Origin of the sequence: Bradyrhizobium sp. F1.4.3, from assembly GCF_040548375.1 — a bacterium.
GTDB lineage: Bacteria > Pseudomonadota > Alphaproteobacteria > Rhizobiales > Xanthobacteraceae > Bradyrhizobium.
In genome coordinates, this window is record NZ_JBEPRN010000020.1 from 12,874 (window position 1) to 30,850 (window position 17,977).

Sequence of the window (17,977 nt, forward strand, 5' to 3'; positions counted from 1 at the left end):
TTCGCGGGACCTGGGCTCAGCCGTCGAGCGCTGCGATCATCCGCCGGGCGTGCTCGGCAAGAACCGCGGGGTCTTCCTTGCGGGTCTGGGGCGGCAGCAACGCGGCGCCCGCCGTCACCGGCATCACATGCATGTGCAGGTGAAAGACCACCTGTCCGCTGGCGGGCTCGCTGAACTGCTGGATGATGATGCCTCCCGCATCGAAAGCCTTCATCGCGGCCACCGCGATCCGCTTGGCAGTCCGGGCAACCGCGGCGAGATCGTCCTCCTCGATGTCCAGAATCCCGCGCGCAGGCGCCTTTGGGATGACCAGCGTGTGGCCGGGCGAGCGCGGCATGATGTCGAGGAAGGCCAAGCTGCGCTGGCTCTCGTAGACCTTGAAGCAGGGAATCTCGCCGCGCAGGATTTTAGCGAAGGGGTTCTGGTCGTCGTAAGCCGCCATGGGTATCACCGTGCCTGTCGGTCCGATCAAACGTGACCGCGTCCGTTGACGCAAGCATGGCCGTCGTCCTATCCACGATGCCAGGCAGGATCGATCCATCAGTGGCAGATTTCGTTTCCGGAAGCAGCATTGAGAGCGCAAGACGCGGCCTGGCGGCGCGGCTGAGATCCGCCGGCGCCGAGGAAGCCGAGCTCGAGGCACGCATGCTTGCCGGCGCCGCGCTCGGCCTCGACCTGACCGGCCTGGTCACGCAGGCGGCACGCCCGATCACGCCTCAGGAGGCCGCGCAGCTCCAGCAATATGCGCAGCGTCGGCTCGCCGGCGAGCCGGTTGCACGAATCCTCGGCACCCGGGAATTCTGGGGCCTGCCGTTTCAACTATCAGACGCGACGCTGGTGCCGCGGCCGGACACCGAGGCTGTCGTTGAGCTGGCGCTCGAGATTTTTCGTGAGAGCGCCACAACGGGGCGGAGACCGCGCATCGCAGATATCGGCACCGGCTCCGGCGCGATCCTGCTCGCGCTGCTGCACGAAATTCCCGATGCCTTCGGCGTCGGCACCGACCTCAGCCTTACCGCGCTCGGCACCGCGAGGGGCAATGCCGCGGCTCTCGGTCTTGCCGACCGCGCCGCCTTCGTCGCCTGCTCCTATGCGGCAGCGCTCTCGGGCCCGTTCGATCTCATCGTGTCGAACCCACCCTATATTCCCTCGGCTGAAATCCCGAAATTGAGCATCGAAGTGCGCGAGCACGATCCGCATCTGGCGCTCGATGGCGGCAACGACGGATATGACGCCTATCGCGCCTTGATCCCCCAGGCGGCTGAGCGCCTCGTCCCGGGCGGGGCACTGATCGTCGAGGCGGGACAGGGTCAGGCCCGAAATATTGAAACCCTGATGGGGGCCGCCGCGTTATCGATGGACAGGCCGCCCAAGGCCGACCTGGCGGGCATCCCCAGGGCCGTTTCGGCCCGAAAAATGCCCCCATAAAAGCCGGATTGGGCGGTAAAAAACCTCTTGGAATATCCGATCGGAACGACTACCTTCTGCTTAACATATCGGTGTCGGCCCCGTAGACCTACGGGCGAAAGCCGGGCTCTCAAGCGAGAGCTTCACTGATTTAAGGTTCCAAGCCGCAGGTCCTGTTAAGCGCGATGGCCCATTGAGCCGCGCTGCTTTCCGACCGCAAAGTGAACGAAAGCCTGATATTGCGCGCGAAGACTAACGCAAGAAACCAGGGCTTGTTTTGGCAGGCAAAATGAATGGGTTCGCTGGCGATGAATGCTGGCGGGTGGGGAACGCGTCTTTGTTGAACGCGACGGTCGACGAACATCGGACGGTCGACGAACATCGGCAGGGTCTAACCCGCTCTTGCGCGCGGCGCGCGCGAGGCATGTGAACCGCTGTCATTGGGTCACTCTTAGCAATCAGTAACGCGTGCAACCTTTAGGGCTGGAATTAAAGGCAGGACATGAGAAACGGTCAGAACAAGCAGCGGATGCGCAACCGCAACAGCAATAATAACAACAACAACAATCACAACCGGCGCGGCCAGAACCCGATGACCCGGGTCTACGAATCGAACGGGCCCGACATCAAGATCCGCGGCACCGCCTCGCACATCGCCGAAAAATATCTTCAGCTGGCGCGCGACGCGCGCTCCTCCGGCGACCCGGTCGCCGCCGAAAACTACTACCAGCATGCCGAACACTATTTCCGCCTGATCGCGGCGGCCCAGGAGCAGTTCCGCCAGAACCAGCAGCAGCCACGCGGCGACGAGCCCATCGCGAGCGGTGACGACAGCGAGGACGACGGCGAGAATTTTTCGAATTTCGGCCAGGAGCCGGGCTTCGTTCCGCAGCCGCAGCAGCAGCCCTATGTGCGCGACGGTCAGCGTGACTATCAGCAGCGCGACAGCCAGCAGCAGCCTTATCAGCGCGACAACCAGCAGCCGCGCGAGCATCGTGAGCGCGATCACCGTCCGCAGCCGCAGTATCAACCCCAGCCGCAACCGCAGATCCAGCCGCAGCCTGTTGTCGCCGACGCCGGCAACGTCGACCGCCTGCCTTCCTTCATCACCGGCGCGCAGCCGCAGGTGAATGGCGGCCAGGCCGGCTTCGAGGGTGGTGCTGCAGGTGGTGGCGAGCGCTTCCCGCGGCGGCGCCGCCGGCCGCATAGCGGCCCGCGCCCCGAGCGCGAGGCAGCTCCGGCCGCTTCCAGCGACGATCTCGCCCCCGGCGAGTAAACCGCGACGCTCGTTCTGATGTCCTGAACTGCATCGTCCCGGCCTCGCCGGGACGATGTGTCTTCAGGTGTGCGTCACCGTCGTCGACGACGGCACCAGCACCGGCTTCAGGGAGGGAATCAGCCGCGCCCGTTCCCGCTTGGCGGGGATCGCGCGATAGACCTGCTTGGTGGCCTCGACGATGTGGACGCCGGCAAAGGGCAGCGACAGCGCCGCGCCGGCGCGCTCCCACATTTGCGCCGATTTCAGCACCCAGCCGCCGGCATAGGGCGGCATGAACAACGCCTCGCCCCAGGCCGTCGGCGTGAACCAGGTCCGGCGCAACAGGTCCGTGATCTGCGAGCGCGAATAGGGCCGGCCGTGACCGAACGGCGTATTGTCGCTGCGCGTCCACACTCCGCGCCGATTCGGGATCACCGCGATGACGCGGCCGGACGGCGACAGCACCCGCCATACCTCGCGCAACAGCGCGGCTGGATCGTCCGACATCTCCAGCGCGTGGACCAGCAGGATGCGGTCCACCGCGGCGTCGGGAAGCGGCAGCGAGAACTCGTCGACCAGCGCGGCCAGTGCCGGCCGCCCGGTCGGCCATTTCAATACGCCCTGGGCCGCCGGCATGAAGGCGATGCAGCGCTCCGCGTCCTCGCGGAACAGCCCGAGATAGGGCGTGGGGTAGCCGATACCGAGCATGCGCTGGCCCTCGGCCGTCGGCCAGCGCTCCTTGATGCCGCGATTGATCATTTGACGCGCCACGATCCCGAGGCGACGGGAGTAGAACTCGCGAAGGTCGACGACATCGATGGTCATGACGGCAATGTAACATGCACAAGGCGACGGCTGCGCGCGGAATATTGCATTGCCTGCGCAACGTTAACGCCATATTTGTCTGACGGGGCTGAGCCCGATGGAGATGTCATGGCCGCCGAAATTCGTACTTTCACCTGTTTAAACGACAATTTCGGTTATCTGATCCACGATGTGGAAACCAAGGCGACGGCGTCGATCGACGCGCCGGAGGCTGGCCCGATCCTGGCCGCGCTCGAGCGCGAAGGCTGGCAGCTCACCGACATCCTGATCACCCATCATCACGGCGATCATGTCGGCGGGGTCGCCGAACTCAAGCAGAGATACAATTGCCGCGTCGTCGCGCCGTATGACAAGACCACGAAAATCGCAAACGCCGACCTGCGCGTCGCCAATGCCGACGTGGTCAAGATCGGCAACCTGCTGGCGCGTGTGCTGGAGACGCCAGGCCACACGCTCGACCACATCTCCTACGTGTTCGACACCGAGAAGACGCTGTTCGCCGCCGACACGCTGTTCTCGATCGGCTGCGGCCGCGTGTTCGAAGGCAACTACCCGATGATGTGGGATTCGCTGCTGAAGCTGCGCGCCCTGCCCGACGACTTCAAGCTCTATTGCGGCCACGAATACACCGCCTCCAACGTCAAGTTCGCGCTCACCGTCGAGCCCGACAATGCGGCGCTCCAGGCGCGCGCGGCCGAGGTGACGAAACTGCGGGCCGAGAACAAGCCCACGATTCCCTCACTGCTTGGTGATGAGAAGCGAGCAAACGTGTTCCTGCGCGCTGATGAACCCTCGGTCGCAGCCAGGCTACACATGAAGGGCGCGGATGCCGCCGCGGTGTTCGGCGAGCTGCGCGAGCGCAAGAACAAGTCCTGACGGGGATCGATGCCGACCGCAGCCGAGATCATCGCGCGCCTCGAACTCCGCCCGCATCCGGAAGGCGGGCACTATCGCGAGACATTTCGCGACCAGACCACCGACGCCAATGGCCGTTCGCGCTCGACCCTGATCTATTTCCTGCTCGCGCGCGGCGAGCGCTCACACTGGCATCGCATCGATGCCGTCGAGATCTGGCATTATTATGCCGGTAGTCCACTGACGCTGCGCATCGCGCATGAGGGGTGCTCCCAGCATGAGGTACGCCTCGGCACGGATCTCATGCGCGGCGAGCGGCCGCAGGCGATCGTGCCGGCCGATGCATGGCAGATGGCGGAGACTACCGGCGAATGGACGCTGGTCGGCTGCACCGTGGCGCCCGCCTTCGAGTTCGCAAAATTCGAGCTCGCGCCGAATGGCTGGGAGCCGTAGCGAAATGTCATTCCGGGGCGGGCGCCGCATCGCGGCGAACTATGATGCACAGTTGCGCATCGGAGAATCCATCTCGCCACCACTGGCGCGGATGAATGGATTCCGGGCTCGCGCTTCGCGCGCCCCGGAATGACAATCATCGCTTCCGCCACACCATATCCTTCGCCGCGATCAGGCCGCCACCCGCGATCAGGATCGCGGCGATGGCGATGTTGGCGCTGGCCTTGGCGAAGCCGGCGGCGATGAGGAAGCCGGTCGACAATAGCGGCGTTGCATAGGATGCGGCGCCGAGCACGCGGATGTCGCCGCGCTTCATGCCGATGTCCCAGGCATAGAACGCAGCGCCCACCGGGCCGATGCCGAGCGCGAGGACGGAGAGCCATTGCAGCGTCGTCTCCGGCCACACGGTGGTTTCCAGCGCCGCATGCATCAGCGCGGCGAGCGCAGCGGTGGCAAGACAAAATCCTGCAACAGCATCGGTCGGCACTGCCTTCAACCGGCGCGACAGCACCGAATAGGTCGCCCACACGAACGCAGCGATGAAGGCTGCGATCAATCCGGGCAACTGGCCCGGCGCAAAACCGCTGGTATTGCCGGCGAACAGCATGACGGTGCCGACGAGGCCGAGCATGGCGCCAATGACATGATGCACGGCAAGCCGCTCGCCCGGCAGGAAAGACGAGAACAGCACGATCAGCAGCGGCCAGAGATAATTGAGCAAACCGGCTTCAGCCGGCGGCGCGAAGCGCAGCGCGAGGAAATAGAGCGCATGATAGCCGAACAAGCCGCCGACACCGACCGCCCAGACGACGAGCGGCTGGCGCAGGCTCCTGGCCGCCTCGCTGCGGCCGATCCAGGTCAGGAGGCCGACGAGGCCGCCGATCGCAAAGGTCATCGCGGCAAGCTGGAACGCCGGGATCTTTCCCGTCGCCACCGTCATCACGGAGAGTAGCGACCACATCAGGATCGCGGTCAGTCCAATCAGAGTGGCAGTGCGCGGATTCATCGATCGAGAGGCTCTGAGGACACGGATGCCCGGCACGAGGCCGGGCATGGCGTCTTCATTATCGTCTTGTCGCGCCTGAAGCTACATGCTTGGCGCGCTATCAGGCGTGGTACTGGCCGCCGTTGATGGTCAGCGTCGAGCCGGTGATGAAGCCGGCCTCGTCTGCCGCAAGGAACACCACGGCCCGCGCGATCTCCTCGGGCTCGCCAAGCCGGTTGACCGGGATCTGCGGGATCACGTTCTTCTCCAGCACGTCCTTCGGCACGGCCTGCACCATTTCGGTATTGATGTAGCCCGGCGCAATCGCGTTGACGGTGATGCCGCCCTTGGCGTTCTCGATCGCCAGCGCCTTGGTGAAGCCGATGTCGCCGGCCTTTGCCGCGGAATAGTTGACCTGGCCGAACTGTCCCTTCTGGCCGTTGATCGACGAGATCGAGATGACGCGCCCGAACTTCCGAGCGCGCATGCCTTCGATCACCTGCCGTGTCATGTTGAACAGCGAGCCGAGATTGGTGTTGATCACGGCGTTCCACTGGTCGAGCGTCATCTTGTGAAAGGCGGTGTCGCGGGTGATGCCGGCATTGTTGACGAGCACGTCGACGGGACCGAGATCGGCCTCGACCTTCTTCACGCCTTCGGCGCAGGCATCGAAATTGCTGACGTCCCATTTGTAGACGGCGATGCCGGTCTCGGCCTTGAATTTCTCCGCCGCCGCATCATTGCCGGCATAACTTGCCGCGACCTTGTAGCCGGCCGCCTTCAGCGCCTTGCTGATCGCAGCTCCGATGCCCCGCGTACCACCCGTCACCAATGCAACACGTGCCATATCGTATTCCTTCCCTTGGACTCTTCGGACGTTTCTGAGTGATCGTTTTAGGTACGGATTATGCGGGACGTTCGACGGACATCAAGAACAAAACGCCCGGCATCGAGCCGGGCGTTTCTCTTTAGTCGAGGCATGCACGATTGCGAAGAATATTTGATTTGCAACCGCCGCCTTTTTAGTCGCGTGCAACGCACTCAGTCATGTGTGCAACGCACGCGCAGGGCACACGTAAGTTACACGTAAGCCTTTCAGTCGCGCGCGATGCACATCGCGATGCCCATGCCGCCGCCGATGCACAGCGTGGCGAGGCCCTTCTTGGAATCGCGCTTCTGCATCTCGTGCAGCAGCGTCACCAGCACGCGCGCACCAGAGGCGCCGACCGGATGGCCGATCGCGATCGCGCCGCCATTGACGTTGACCTTGGAGGTGTCCCAGCCGAGGTCCTTGTTGACGGCGCAGGCCTGCGCCGCGAAGGCCTCGTTGGCCTCGATCAGGTCGAGATCGCCGACGTTCCAGCCGGCCTTCTTAAGCGCGGCGCGCGAGGCCGGGATCGGGCCCGAGCCCATGATCTTCGGATCGACGCCGGCCTGCGCCCAGGACACGATCCGCGCGATCGGCTTCTTGCCTTCCTTGGCAGCCTGCTTCGCGGTCATGAGCACCACCGCGGCAGCGCCGTCATTGATGCCCGAGGCCGAACCTGCGGTGACCGTGCCCTCCTTCTCGAAGGCAGGCTTGAGCTTCGCCATCGCGTCGATCGTTGCGCCGTGGCGCGGATATTCGTCGGCGCTGACGACGATGTCGCCCTTGCGGGTCTTGATGGTGACGGGGACGATCTCGTCGTTGAACTTGCCGGCCTTCTGCGCGGCCTCGGCCTTCTGCTGCGAAGCAACCGCGAACTCGTCCTGCTGGGCGCGGGTGATCTGCCACTGCCGCGCGACGTTCTCGGCGGTGTTGCCCATGTGGTAGCCGTTGAAGGCATCCCACAGACCGTCCTTGATCATGGTGTCGACGAACTCGACCGGGCCCATCTTGACGCCGCCGCGCAGATACTGGGCGTGCGGAGCCATGCTCATGGATTCCTGGCCGCCGGCAACGACGATCTCGGAATCACCGTTGAGCAGCGCCTGGTAGCCAAGCGCGACCGTGCGCAGGCCGGAGCCGCAAAGCTGGTTCACACCCCAGGCCGGGCTCTCGACCGGAATGCCAGCGGCAATCGAGGCCTGGCGGGCCGGGTTCTGGCCCTGAGCGGCGGTGAGGATCTGGCCCATGATGACTTCGGAGACCCGGCCGGGTTCGATGCCACCACGCTCCAGCGCGGCCTTGATAGCGATGGCGCCGAGATCGTGGGCGGGAAGGGTCGCGAACGCTCCGTTGAAGCTTCCGACCGGGGTGCGGGCGGCGCTGACGATGACGACATCGTCTGACATGGGCATCTCCTGGGGTTGAAAGGGGGGCAGACGGGGCTGGGAAAAGGCTCGCCAGTCTCGAATGGCATCCTGTTAACGTCGTTGAGGCATGTCAATCGGCTGGTGACCGAATTGATGCCGCAGCGCATTCAAAATAGCGTTCTTGGCGATTTCGCAAGCACGTTTTTGCTGTGCAATTAACCGTGCCGCACAAAACGGTAGCGTGAGCCCGTTGAAAATGCTTATTTTGTTGCGTTGCGTACTCTTCCCGCCCTGCGGCATTGGCCCGTCAGGTTCCCGTTCTCAGCGTTTGCAAGTGAGAGCCCATGGCGAAATCAGACCAACCCACCACCATCAAGAAATACGCGAACCGCCGGCTCTATAACACCGGAACGAGCACCTACGTGACGCTGGAAGACCTCGCCTCCATGGTCAAGGACGGCGAAGATTTCCTGGTCTACGACGCCAAGACCGGTGACGACATCACCCGTTCAGTGCTGGCCCAGATCATCTTCGAGCAGGAGAACAAGGCCGGCCAGAACCTGTTGCCGACCACCTTCCTGCGCCAGCTGATCCGCTTCTACGGCGACAGCATGCAGATGGTGGTGCCGAAATATCTGGAGCAGTCGATCGCGACGCTGACCCAGGAGCAGGAGAAGTTCCGCAAGCAGATCGCCAACTCGCTCTCTGGAACCCCGTTTGCGCCGCTGGAAGAACAGGTCCGCCGCAACATGGAGCTGTTCCAGCAGACCTTCTCGATGTTCAAGCCGTTTGTCCCCACGGCAGGCCGCCCTGCAACGGCCACCACGGAGTCCGAGCCCGACGCCAGCGCGGAGCCGGCAAAGGACACCAACATCGACGATCTGCGCCAGCAGATGAAGGACATGCAGGAACGCCTCGAGCGTATGTCGAAGAAGGACGAGTAGGCCGTTCGTCCGCGCCCGCCGCAAGCGATTGCCGCGGGCTCGCGCTTAGCGATTTTGCGCCGATCACCCACAACGTCGTCCTGGCGGAAAGCCAGGACCCATACCGCGTGATTTCTCGGTAGAGATCGATGGCCGTACCGGACGATAAGTCGTCGCCAAACTGCTCCCTGGGGTAATCGCGACGAGCGCAAAGCGCTCGCGCGGGGGTCCTGGCTTTCGCCAGGACGACGCTGGGAAGCCTACGCCGCCAGCCTCACCGCATGGGCAAAATCCCAATAGAGCTTGCGCGCTTTGGTGTAGAGCGGGCCTGGCTTCAGCTCGCGCTCGTCAATGCGGATCACGGGCGCGACCTTGGCGAAATTGCCGGTGGAGAAGATCTCGTCGGCGGCGAGGAAATCGGCATAGCGTAGCGTCTTCTCGACCACGGTGACGCCGTCGCCGCGAAGCAGGCTGATGACACGTTGGCGCGTGATGCCGTTGAGGAACGTGCCGTTCGGCACCGGCGTGAACACCACGCCGTCCCGGGCCATGAACACATTCGAATTGCCGAACTCCGCGACGTTGCCGAGCATGTCGAGCATCAGCGCGTTCTGGAAGCCGCGCGAGGCCGCTTCCGCGAGCGCGCGCGAATTGTTCGGGTAGAGGCAGGCGGCCTTCGCTTCGACCGGTGCGCATTCGGCGGTGGGCCTGCGGAACGGCGACAGCGTGATCGCGTTGCCGACCGGCTTTGGCATCGGCGCCTCGTAGATGCAGAGGCACCAGTTGGTGGTCTCGGGGTCGAACAGCACGCCGCCACCCGAGCCATTCTGCGCCCAGTACATCGGGCGGACATAGAGCTCGGCATTGGCCGCGAAGCGCGCAATGCCTTCGTTGGCGAGCGCGAACCAGGTGCCGGCATCGACCACCGGCTTCAGGCCAAAGTTGATCGCAGATTGATTGGCGCGGGCGACGTGACGGTCAAGATCGGGCGCGACACCTTCGAACGCGCGTGCGCCGTCAAACACCACCGAGCCGAGCCAGGCCGCATGCGTGCGCGGGCCCATGATCGGCACGTTGCCGTCATGCCATTGGCCCTCAAAGAAGGTCCAGCTGGGCGAATATTCGATGGGCTTCTTGATCTCGGCCATGACCGGCCTCCCCTTGGAAATATCCAGGCACTATTCCCCCAACTTCTAAAGGATTTCCTGCGGGAATGGCACCTCTCCTGGCGGATAAGCGACAGTGCGGAGCGACATCAAATCGGGCACAAAGCGGCTATAGTGCGGGGCATGTTACGGAGTCTCCCATGCCGCTCGATCCGCTTGCAAAGCGTTTGTTGACCATGATGGCTGCGGCCGCGCCGCAGGGGTGGAGCCGGCCGAGTGTCGAGGCACGGCGGCAATCGCTGGCAAAGCTGATGCAGTTCGCGCGCGCCGAGACGCCCGATGTCACAGCCTCCGACGGCGCGCTTCCCGGCCCCGGTGGCGAGCTTCCCTATCGCCTCTACACGCCCGCGAGCGCCGGCGAGCGCGCGCCAGGCTTCGTGTTCTTTCACGGCGGCGGCTTCGTCGCCGGCAGCATTCTGACGCACGACCGCATCGCCGCCGCGCTTGCGCATGTGACCGGCTGCCGTCTCGTCTCGATCGACTATCGGCTCGCGCCCGAGCATAAATTCCCCGCCGCCGTCGACGACGCAATCGCTGCGACCGAATGGGTCGCGCGCGAAGCAACATCGCTCGGCATCGACGCCGAACGATTGGTGATCGGCGGCGATTCCGCCGGCGCCACGCTGGCTGCGATCGTGTGCCAGGAGGCGCAGCAAAGCGCCGGCCTCTCGATCGTCGCGCAATGCCTGATCTGCCCGGTGCTGGATTTCGAGGAGACCTCGCCCTCGCGCGAGGCATTCGCCGAAGGTCATCTGATCGACCGCATCACCATCGAGGCGGATCTCGCCGACTATTTGCCCGACGGCATCGACGCCGCCGATCCCCGCATCTCGCCGCTACGCGCGACGCGGCTCGCGGGCCTGCCGACCGCGATCATCCACACCGCCGAATTCGACCCGATGCGCGACGAGGGCAATGCCTACGCGCGCAAGCTGCTCGCCGCGGGCGTCACCGTCGAGCACGTCTGCCACGACGGCATGGTTCACAATTTTCACGCCATGGGCGCAATCCTGCCGCAGGCGCAACTCGTGCTGTCGCAGATCGGCGAACAGGTGCGGCGGGCGGTGGAGCGGTAAGAGCGTGAATTACACGCGCGCGTCGAGCACGGCCCTGGCTGCCACAACATATTCAGGCCAACGCGCATCCGCATAGCGTTCGGCCTGCCGCGCGCAAGTGACATCGGGCGCATGCGCGGCCGCGATCATCCGTGCAAAACGCTCTTCGGCGACCGTCGTATCGTCGCCAACAAGTGCCGGTGCGGCTCCCGCAACGGTTGGAGCCACGGCGAGCCCCGCCATTCCGGCGAGCAGGATGCGGCGTGACGTGTTCATGGCGGTCGTCCCTCATTGTCCAGCCTGCACTCTGGCGGGCGAGTGTGTCAGTGCGATCACAAGAGTAACCGCGCACATCCATGCCGTCCATCGCTTGCGGATAGCGCTTGACCACACGAACGATCACGTTCCATCTAACGAACGGTTCCGTCATCAGGGTGCCACGCATCGGATTGTCACGTGTCTCATCGCAGCCAATCATCCCGCTCGGCGTTGCGAAATTTCGCAACCGGATTGTTCTGCCTGATGACGTCGGCAGGCAGCACCCTCGCCTCTGAGGCCGAAGAGGACGCACCCGCAAGGCCGGTGGTCCCGAACATCTATCTCGATCTGCGCACGACCTATGCGACGATCCCTGCGGGAACACTCGGGCTCGGCTTCGGCAACAATTCGCTGGCGGCAGCTTTCGAAGCGCTGGCGGCGCACAGAGGCGCGACGCTGCCGGGCGGCTTGCCGGCTGCGAAATCGATCGTCGTCGATCTCCCGCTGACCGTCGACGTCAGCGATCGCGTATCGCTCTATGGCGGCGTCTCCGGCTCGGCGACCGATCTCGGCGGCGGCTGGTCGTCGTTCGACATCACGAGCTGGAACATCGGCGTGCAGGCCGACCTCTACCAGCAGAACGGCGGGAAGGTCCCGACGATCACGCTGCAATCGACGCTGACGCAGTCGGTGCCGAACGAGCAGGGCATGACGACGTCATTCAACAACGTCCTGGAGTTCGACTACGCGCTGGACGAGGACGAGACACGGGGGTGGCTTGCCGGGGTGCAATACACCTACACCGACATCGCAAGTCAATTCGCCCGTATCAGGCCGAACACGATCCTCTACGCCGGCGGCTATTACCAATGGCCGAGCAACTGGAAATTCACCGGCCGTCTCGGCGTGCAGTCGTTCGGCGGCGCGGAGCTTCTCAACCAGACGCCGGTCAAGTCCTTCACCCAGCCGATCCTGCGGCTGGACCTCGATCGCATGGACGACAACGACAACCGCCTGTTCGGCATCACCGCCCAGATCGCGTGGATCCCGAAGCCGTCCTACCAGGTGACGCTGCGGACGCCGCTTTACGCGGTGCGCAATTAGGCGCCCTGCTCTGCCGTCCCGGCTATTCCGGCACCGGCACGTCGAACGTGTTGAGCGTGACCGAGACCATGCAGTAGACGCCGACGAGATAGGACAGCTCGGCCGCGCCGTGCTCGCCGAATTCCTTCACCGCTGCGCGCCAAGTCAGTTCAGGCAGCACACCGCCGCCGACCAGCGCGGAGGCCACGTCATAGGCGACCGCCTCCTGCTTGGTGAGATCGACCGGCCGTTGCCCGGCGACGATGGTCGCGAGCTTCTCGTCGGACAGGCCGCGCTGCTCGGCGACCAGCACATGGGCATAGAGCTCGTAGCCGGAGCGGAAATGCGAGCCGGTGACGAGGATCGCGACCTCGCGTACCGGCGCCGGCAATAGCGGATTCGATGCGATCGCCTTGACCAGCTCCCACACCGCCTTGCCGAAGCGCGGCTCGCGGATCCAGGGGTTCCAGGGCCCGAGCAGCGCGCCATCGTCGCGCATGTTCACAAAGCCCTTGAAGTGGTCCTTGATTCCCGCTCGCATGTCGTCATAGAGCGGCTTCTGTTCGTCGGTCAGATCTTTCGGATCGAGAATGGGAAGGCGCACGGCAGGACCTCCTCGTTGAGAGGCCGCGAACGTCGCCTGCGCCCCGGCGCAAGGCAAGTGAAGTTGCCGTGACATCCGGCTCTCGGGCGGGTAACCGGATGGCGTCGGTTACGATGCCTCCGGGCGCGCCAGCGGCTCGCCCAGCGTGTGCATCAGCCGGTTGGCCCAGCCGAAGATCGCGGCCGACAGCACCAGGTCGAGCTGCTCGAGCTCGCTCAGCCCGGCCTCGCCAAGCGCACACGCGTCGTCCGCGGTGGCTTCGATCGGCGTCGTCGAGAGTTTCGTGGCGAAATTGAACAGCGCCTGCTGGCGCGCCTCCAGCGTGGCATCGCGCTCGTCGGCAAAAATCTCTTCGACGACATCGCTCTGCCCGGTCAGGCCGATGAAGCGCGAGGCGTGCACGGCTGCGCAGTAGATGCAGCGGTTGACGATGGAGGCAGAAAGCGCGCCGAGCTCGCGCTCCGCCGACGTCAGGCCGTCCTTGCCGTACATAATCAGGTTGAACAGCGGCGAGCGCACCGCGAGCGATTCCGGATCGTGCGCCAGCGTCAGCACGTAACGGGAGACGCCCTTGTTGGAGGGCGTGACCTTCATCGCGGCAAGTTGCTCGGGCGTTGCCGAGGCGAGCTCGACCGGCATGACATAGGGCGACCATGTCGGGATCGTGGCGGTGAAGCTGTGGACGACCTCGCTCATCGGGCTTCGACCTCTTTCAGGAGCTTGATGCCGGCCAGGACCCGCAACTGGTAATTCACGAAGGCGGCAAGCTCGGACAGGCGCACGATGTCGCCCTCACTGACGCCGGCCGCCTTCAACGCCGCGATGTCCTGTCGCGTCGCCTCGCGCGGCGAAAGCGTCAGCAGGTCGGTGTGGCGGGCCATGGCGTCGTGCGGGGGATCGCCACACCCGCCGCCGGGCCGGGCGAGGGCGGCCAGGTCGAGATCGCCCGAATGCGCCAGATAGGATTCGTAATGCGCGGTCAGCGCATCGTCGCCGACATGCCGGCACATCCGCGCCGCGAGCGCCGCCCGCAAGCCGTGGCTCAGGCCGCCGGGCTCGCGCGGCAGCAGCACTGCGTCATGGGCGGCTTCGCTGAGGCGCAAAATCTCGGAGCGGGCGTTCAGAGCCTGGCCCAGCCGCGACGCCATGGGCACGCCGGCAATGGTTTCGATCAGCGTGGTCAAGCAGCACTCCGCGGGCTCTGGGGATTGGCGACGTCCTCGACTGCGAGCGTCAGCGGCTGCGCCCTATCGAGGAACGACGAAAGGGCGGACTCGAACGGCGCCGGATCGAGGCCGCGGGCCTTGAGCCACGCGGGGTCATAATAGGTTTGCCGGTAGCGCTCGCCGGAATCGCAGATCAGCGTGACCAGCGATCCGGTTTGGCCGGCGCTGCGCATCTCCGAGGCAATGCGGCACAGCGCCAGGAAATTGGTGCCCGTGGAGCCGCCCACCGGGCGGCGCAGCCGGCGCGACAGCACGTTCATCGCCGCGATCGTTGCCACATCCGGGATCTTCATCATGCGATCGACCACGCCCGGCACGAAGGAGGGTTCGCAGCGCGGCCGGCCGACGCCTTCGATCAGCGAGGGACGCTCGCAAACATGGGAGCGGTCCTGAGAACGGAAGCAGTCGAAGAAGGCGGAGTGCTCAACATCGGCCACGCACAGCCGCGTCGGATACTGGCGATAGCGCAAATAGCGTCCGATGGTCGCCGTGGTGCCGCCGGTGCCTGCGCCCATCACGATCCAGTCCGGCAGCGGGCACGGCTCGCCCTTCAATTGCGTGAAGATCGATTCGGCGATGTTGTTGTTGCCGCGCCAGTCAGTGGCGCGCTCGGCGAAGGTGAACTGGTCCATGTAGTGACCGCCCAGCCGGGCCGCGAGTGCGGCGGCCTCCGCATAGAGCGTACGGCCGTCGTCGATCAGATGGCAGTTGCCGCCATAATGCTCGATCGCAGCGATCTTCTCCGCCGAGGTCGTGCGCGGCATCACCGCGTAGAAGGGCACGCCGATCATCTGCGCGAAATAGGCTTCCGACACTGCGGTCGACCCCGACGATGCCTCGACGACGGGTGTAGCTTCGTGGATGTGGCCGTTGCAGAGCGCGTAAAGGAACAGCGAGCGCGCCAGCCGGTGCTTCAGGCTGCCGGTCGGATGCGTGGACTCGTCCTTGAGATAGATGTCGATGCCGGCGAGCGCCGGCACGATCAGCCGGATCAGATGCGTGTCCGCCGTGCGGCACTGGTCAGCCTCGATCGCGGCCACGGCCTCGTCGACCCAGCCGCGCCGATAGGCCGGCCCGGCCGGATTGTGGTGGCGGAAAGGGGGTGGCTCCATCGGCATCACCAGAACCCTCTCATAATACTTCTTGCACATCAAGAAATATTGTTCATTCTATATCCACATAATATAATCGGCATGGCATGAACCAGGACATTATCGACATCCGCCTCCTCGAGGCCTTCGCCGCAGTGATGTCGGCCGGCAGCATCACGGGCGCGGCACGGTTACTCGGCCGTTCGCAGCCGGTCGTAACGCGTCAGATCCAGGATCTCGAGACCGACGTCGGCTATCTCCTGTTCACCCGGAATGGCCCGCGCATCAGCCCGACGCCGAAGGGCGTGCTGTTTCACGCCGAGGTCGAGCGGCTGCTGATGGGCCTGAAGCACATCCGCCAGCGCGCCAACGCGATCGGCGCGGGCGCGCTTCCGGTGCTCAGCGTGGCCGCGATTCCGGCGCTGGCCGCAGGCTTCGTTCCGGCAGCGCTGGCCGCGCTGGAGCGCGAATTGTTGCCGAGCCAGGTCCACGTCCAGGCGCTCTCGGCGGAGAATGTCGTGCAATCGGTGCTGTCGCAATCGGTGGAATTTGGCCTGGCCAGCCTGCCGATCCAGCATCCCGGCCTCGACGTGCAATGGGTCTGCGAGGTGCCCTGCGTCGCCTGCCTCGCCATGGATCATCCGCTCGCGAGGAAGAAGGTGATCCGGTTGAAGGATCTCAGCGGCGGCCGGTTGCTGACGATGGCCAATCCCTATCGGCTTCGACGCCGGGTCGAGGAGGCGCTGGAGCGCGAAGGCGTCGTGCCCGCGGAGGTCATCGACACCAATTCCTCGATGACCGCGATCGCCATGGCAAAGCAATCGCTCGGCATCGCCGTCGTCGAACCGGTCCTGACCTCCAGCCTTGCTGTGGAAGGCGTCGTCACCCGCCGTCTCGATGTTTCGATTCCCTTCCTTTTCGCGGCTCTCTCGCCGACCGGGCGCGAGCTGACGCCGACGGTCAGGGCGCTCAACGACGCGCTGCGCGCGGCGGTCGCGCTGATGCCTGGCGCGAAGCTGCACAGCGGGGCGGCAGCATCGCTCGAGCCCGACGACGAAACCGACGAATTCGAGAAGACAAATTCATGAGCGCCTCCACACCGGGCCCAACCGGTCTTGCCGCACTCGAAGAGCGCCTGAAGCAGGATCTCGCCTGGCTGGAATTGCCGGCCAAGTCATGGGTGCCTCGTCGCGTGATCAATGGCGAGCGCGTCGTCGACGTCGTCATTATCGGCGCCGGCATGGCCGGCCTCGTCGCCTCCGCGATGCTGAAGCGCCTCGGCGTCGACAACCATCTCGTGCTCGACCGAGCGCGCGCCGGCGAGGAAGGTCCCTGGGTCACGTTCGCCCGGATGCGGACGCTGCGCTCGCCCAAGGAATTGACCGGACCCGCGATGGGCATGCCGGCGCTGACCTTCCGCGCCTTCTACGAGGCGCAATATGGCAAGGAGGGCTGGCAGACGCTCGACCGCGCGCCGCGCACGATGTGGATGGATTACCTGATCTGGTTCCGCAAGGTGTTGGGCCTGCCGGTCCGCAACGAGGTCTCGGTTGAGCGCATCCACGCACGCTCGGACGATTTGTTCGCGCTCGACGTCAGCGAGGGCGGCACGTCGCGGCAAATTCTCGCGCGCCACGTCGTGCTGGCGACGGGCCGCGACGGTCTCGGTGGCGCTTACATGCCGCCGCTGGCTGACGGAATCGACCGGCGGTTCTGGGCGCATTCCTCCGACCCCATCGATTTTGGAGGCCTGCGCGGTAAACGCGTCGCCGTCGTCGGAGCGGGCGCATCCGCGATGGACAACGCGGCGGCGGCGCTGGAAGCCGGCGCCGCGCGCCTCGACCTCTTCATCCGGCGCGCGGACATCCCGCGCGTCAACAAGTTCACCGGCATCGGCAGCCAGGGTGTCGTACACGGCTTTGCCGGCCTGACGGACGACTGGAAATGGCGCTTCCTCGATCACACGCTGAAGGCGCAGACGCCACCGCCGCGCCAAAGCGTGCTGCGCGTCTCCGCTTATCCGCAGGCGCATTTCCATCTCTCAAGCCCGATCGATGACCTCATCGTCGAGGGAGATCGTCTCATGGTGACGACGCCGAAGGGCCGCTACGCGACCGATTTCATGATCTTCGGCACCGGCTTCAAGGTCGACCTTGCGCTGCGCGACGAGCTTGCCGCGTTCGCGCCGCATATCCGGTTCTGGCGCGACCGCTTCCCGACGCCTGACGGCATGGACAATGCGGAGCTGGAGAATTCGCCCGACCTCGGTGACAGCTTTCAGTTCCTGGAGAAAGAGCCCGGCACCTGCCCGATGCTGGCACGGCTGCACTGCTTCAACTACCCGGCGACGCTGAGCCACGGAAAACTCTCCGGCGACATTCCCGCGATCAGCGAGGGCGCCGACCGGCTCGCGCGCGGCATCGTCCGTCGCCTCTTCGTCGAGGATCGCGAAATTCACTTCGCCAATCTCAGGGCGTTTGCCACGCCCGAGCTCGCCGGCGACGAATGGCAGGATGCCGACGCCACCCATCAAACCGCCGAACAGGCCTAACC

At 64.9% G+C, this 17,977-nt stretch carries 20 protein-coding genes; 9 read left to right on the top strand and 11 right to left on the bottom strand.

Features of this window, described 5'->3' with window-relative positions; genetic code table 11:
• Nucleotides 1-16: 16 nt before the first annotated feature.
• On the bottom strand, nucleotides 17-442 hold the full coding sequence (locus ABIB73_RS32440) for an HIT family protein (protein WP_354230817.1): 426 nt from the start codon (nucleotides 440-442) through the stop codon (nucleotides 17-19).
• A 101-nt stretch (nucleotides 443-543) separates the two neighbouring features.
• Between ABIB73_RS32440 and prmC the strand changes: the two genes are divergently transcribed.
• Both prmC and ABIB73_RS32450 read left to right on the top strand, forming a co-directional pair.
• The gene (prmC, locus tag ABIB73_RS32445) at nucleotides 544-1,428 is read left to right on the top strand and encodes a peptide chain release factor N(5)-glutamine methyltransferase (RefSeq protein ID WP_502918473.1); all 885 of its coding nucleotides are present in this window, start codon (nucleotides 544-546) and stop codon (nucleotides 1,426-1,428) included.
• Between the two features lie 481 nt (nucleotides 1,429-1,909).
• A complete protein-coding gene (locus ABIB73_RS32450) occupies nucleotides 1,910-2,683 on the top strand; it encodes a DUF4167 domain-containing protein (protein WP_354230819.1) in 774 nt (257 codons plus the stop codon).
• Nucleotides 2,684-2,746: 63 nt separating this feature from the next.
• Here ABIB73_RS32450 and ABIB73_RS32455 read toward each other — a convergent pair whose 3' ends face one another.
• On the bottom strand, nucleotides 2,747-3,490 hold the full coding sequence (locus ABIB73_RS32455) for a methyltransferase domain-containing protein (RefSeq protein WP_354230821.1): 744 nt from the start codon (nucleotides 3,488-3,490) through the stop codon (nucleotides 2,747-2,749).
• Nucleotides 3,491-3,598: 108 nt separating this feature from the next.
• On the opposite strand from ABIB73_RS32455, the gene gloB reads away from it, so the two are divergent.
• Together gloB and ABIB73_RS32465 are read left to right on the top strand one after the other, a co-directional pair.
• A complete protein-coding gene (gene gloB, locus ABIB73_RS32460; RefSeq protein ID WP_354230823.1) occupies nucleotides 3,599-4,366 on the top strand; it encodes a hydroxyacylglutathione hydrolase in 768 nt (255 codons plus the stop codon).
• A gap of 9 nt (nucleotides 4,367-4,375) precedes the next feature.
• On the top strand, nucleotides 4,376-4,798 hold the full coding sequence (locus ABIB73_RS32465; RefSeq protein WP_354230825.1) for a cupin domain-containing protein: 423 nt from the start codon (nucleotides 4,376-4,378) through the stop codon (nucleotides 4,796-4,798).
• A gap of 136 nt (nucleotides 4,799-4,934) precedes the next feature.
• Here ABIB73_RS32465 and yddG read toward each other — a convergent pair whose 3' ends face one another.
• The 3 genes from yddG to ABIB73_RS32480 form a co-directional block, all read right to left on the bottom strand.
• Entirely contained in the window at nucleotides 4,935-5,804 is an 870-nt protein-coding gene (gene yddG / locus ABIB73_RS32470) for an aromatic amino acid exporter YddG (RefSeq protein WP_354230827.1), read from the bottom strand.
• A gap of 100 nt (nucleotides 5,805-5,904) precedes the next feature.
• Nucleotides 5,905-6,630, bottom strand: coding sequence for an acetoacetyl-CoA reductase (phbB, locus tag ABIB73_RS32475; RefSeq protein ID WP_247495537.1), 726 nt, complete (start codon nucleotides 6,628-6,630; stop codon nucleotides 5,905-5,907).
• A 248-nt stretch (nucleotides 6,631-6,878) separates the two neighbouring features.
• Nucleotides 6,879-8,057, bottom strand: coding sequence for an acetyl-CoA C-acetyltransferase (locus ABIB73_RS32480; RefSeq protein ID WP_354230829.1), 1,179 nt, complete (start codon nucleotides 8,055-8,057; stop codon nucleotides 6,879-6,881).
• A 305-nt stretch (nucleotides 8,058-8,362) separates the two neighbouring features.
• Between ABIB73_RS32480 and phaR the strand changes: the two genes are divergently transcribed.
• Nucleotides 8,363-8,962 (top strand): polyhydroxyalkanoate synthesis repressor PhaR, encoded by a 600-nt coding sequence (gene phaR, locus ABIB73_RS32485; RefSeq protein ID WP_354230831.1) that lies wholly within the window; start codon nucleotides 8,363-8,365, stop codon nucleotides 8,960-8,962.
• Between the two features lie 239 nt (nucleotides 8,963-9,201).
• Here the strand turns inward: phaR and ABIB73_RS32490 are convergent, their stop codons facing one another.
• Nucleotides 9,202-10,089 carry a branched-chain amino acid aminotransferase gene (locus tag ABIB73_RS32490; RefSeq protein WP_354230833.1) on the bottom strand — a complete coding sequence of 296 codons (888 nt, stop codon included), beginning with the start codon at nucleotides 10,087-10,089 and terminating at the stop codon, nucleotides 9,202-9,204.
• A 158-nt stretch (nucleotides 10,090-10,247) separates the two neighbouring features.
• Between ABIB73_RS32490 and ABIB73_RS32495 the strand changes: the two genes are divergently transcribed.
• Nucleotides 10,248-11,183, top strand: a complete 936-nt coding sequence (locus ABIB73_RS32495) for an alpha/beta hydrolase (protein WP_354230835.1) — start codon at nucleotides 10,248-10,250, stop codon at nucleotides 11,181-11,183.
• A gap of 9 nt (nucleotides 11,184-11,192) precedes the next feature.
• Here ABIB73_RS32495 and ABIB73_RS32500 read toward each other — a convergent pair whose 3' ends face one another.
• The gene (locus ABIB73_RS32500) at nucleotides 11,193-11,438 is read right to left on the bottom strand and encodes a hypothetical protein (RefSeq protein WP_354230837.1); all 246 of its coding nucleotides are present in this window, start codon (nucleotides 11,436-11,438) and stop codon (nucleotides 11,193-11,195) included.
• Between the two features lie 213 nt (nucleotides 11,439-11,651).
• Between ABIB73_RS32500 and ABIB73_RS32505 the strand changes: the two genes are divergently transcribed.
• Nucleotides 11,652-12,524 carry a hypothetical protein gene (locus ABIB73_RS32505; protein WP_354231018.1) on the top strand — a complete coding sequence of 291 codons (873 nt, stop codon included), beginning with the start codon at nucleotides 11,652-11,654 and terminating at the stop codon, nucleotides 12,522-12,524.
• Nucleotides 12,525-12,546: 22 nt separating this feature from the next.
• Here the strand turns inward: ABIB73_RS32505 and ABIB73_RS32510 are convergent, their stop codons facing one another.
• From ABIB73_RS32510 to ABIB73_RS32525, 4 genes are all read right to left on the bottom strand, one after another.
• Nucleotides 12,547-13,107: a carboxymuconolactone decarboxylase family protein gene (locus tag ABIB73_RS32510; RefSeq protein WP_354230839.1), complete on the bottom strand. Its 561-nt coding sequence runs from the start codon at nucleotides 13,105-13,107 to the stop codon at nucleotides 12,547-12,549.
• A gap of 108 nt (nucleotides 13,108-13,215) precedes the next feature.
• On the bottom strand, nucleotides 13,216-13,803 hold the full coding sequence (locus ABIB73_RS32515) for a peroxidase-related enzyme (protein ID WP_354230841.1): 588 nt from the start codon (nucleotides 13,801-13,803) through the stop codon (nucleotides 13,216-13,218).
• Nucleotides 13,800-14,255, bottom strand: coding sequence for a CMD domain-containing protein (locus tag ABIB73_RS32520; RefSeq protein WP_354231020.1), 456 nt, complete (start codon nucleotides 14,253-14,255; stop codon nucleotides 13,800-13,802). The genes ABIB73_RS32515 and ABIB73_RS32520 overlap by 4 nt, the downstream gene beginning before the upstream one ends.
• Before the next feature lie 32 nt (nucleotides 14,256-14,287).
• Nucleotides 14,288-15,445: a PLP-dependent cysteine synthase family protein gene (locus ABIB73_RS32525; protein ID WP_354230843.1), complete on the bottom strand. Its 1,158-nt coding sequence runs from the start codon at nucleotides 15,443-15,445 to the stop codon at nucleotides 14,288-14,290.
• 86 nt (nucleotides 15,446-15,531) lie between these two features.
• Between ABIB73_RS32525 and ABIB73_RS32530 the strand changes: the two genes are divergently transcribed.
• Together ABIB73_RS32530 and ABIB73_RS32535 are read left to right on the top strand one after the other, a co-directional pair.
• Nucleotides 15,532-16,512, top strand: a complete 981-nt coding sequence (locus tag ABIB73_RS32530; protein ID WP_354230845.1) for a LysR family transcriptional regulator — start codon at nucleotides 15,532-15,534, stop codon at nucleotides 16,510-16,512.
• Complete coding sequence (locus tag ABIB73_RS32535) at nucleotides 16,509-17,975, top strand: NAD(P)-binding domain-containing protein (protein WP_354230847.1); 1,467 nt, start codon at nucleotides 16,509-16,511, stop codon at nucleotides 17,973-17,975. Before ABIB73_RS32530 ends, ABIB73_RS32535 begins: the two co-directional genes overlap by 4 nt.
• Nucleotides 17,976-17,977: the final 2 nt, after the last annotated feature.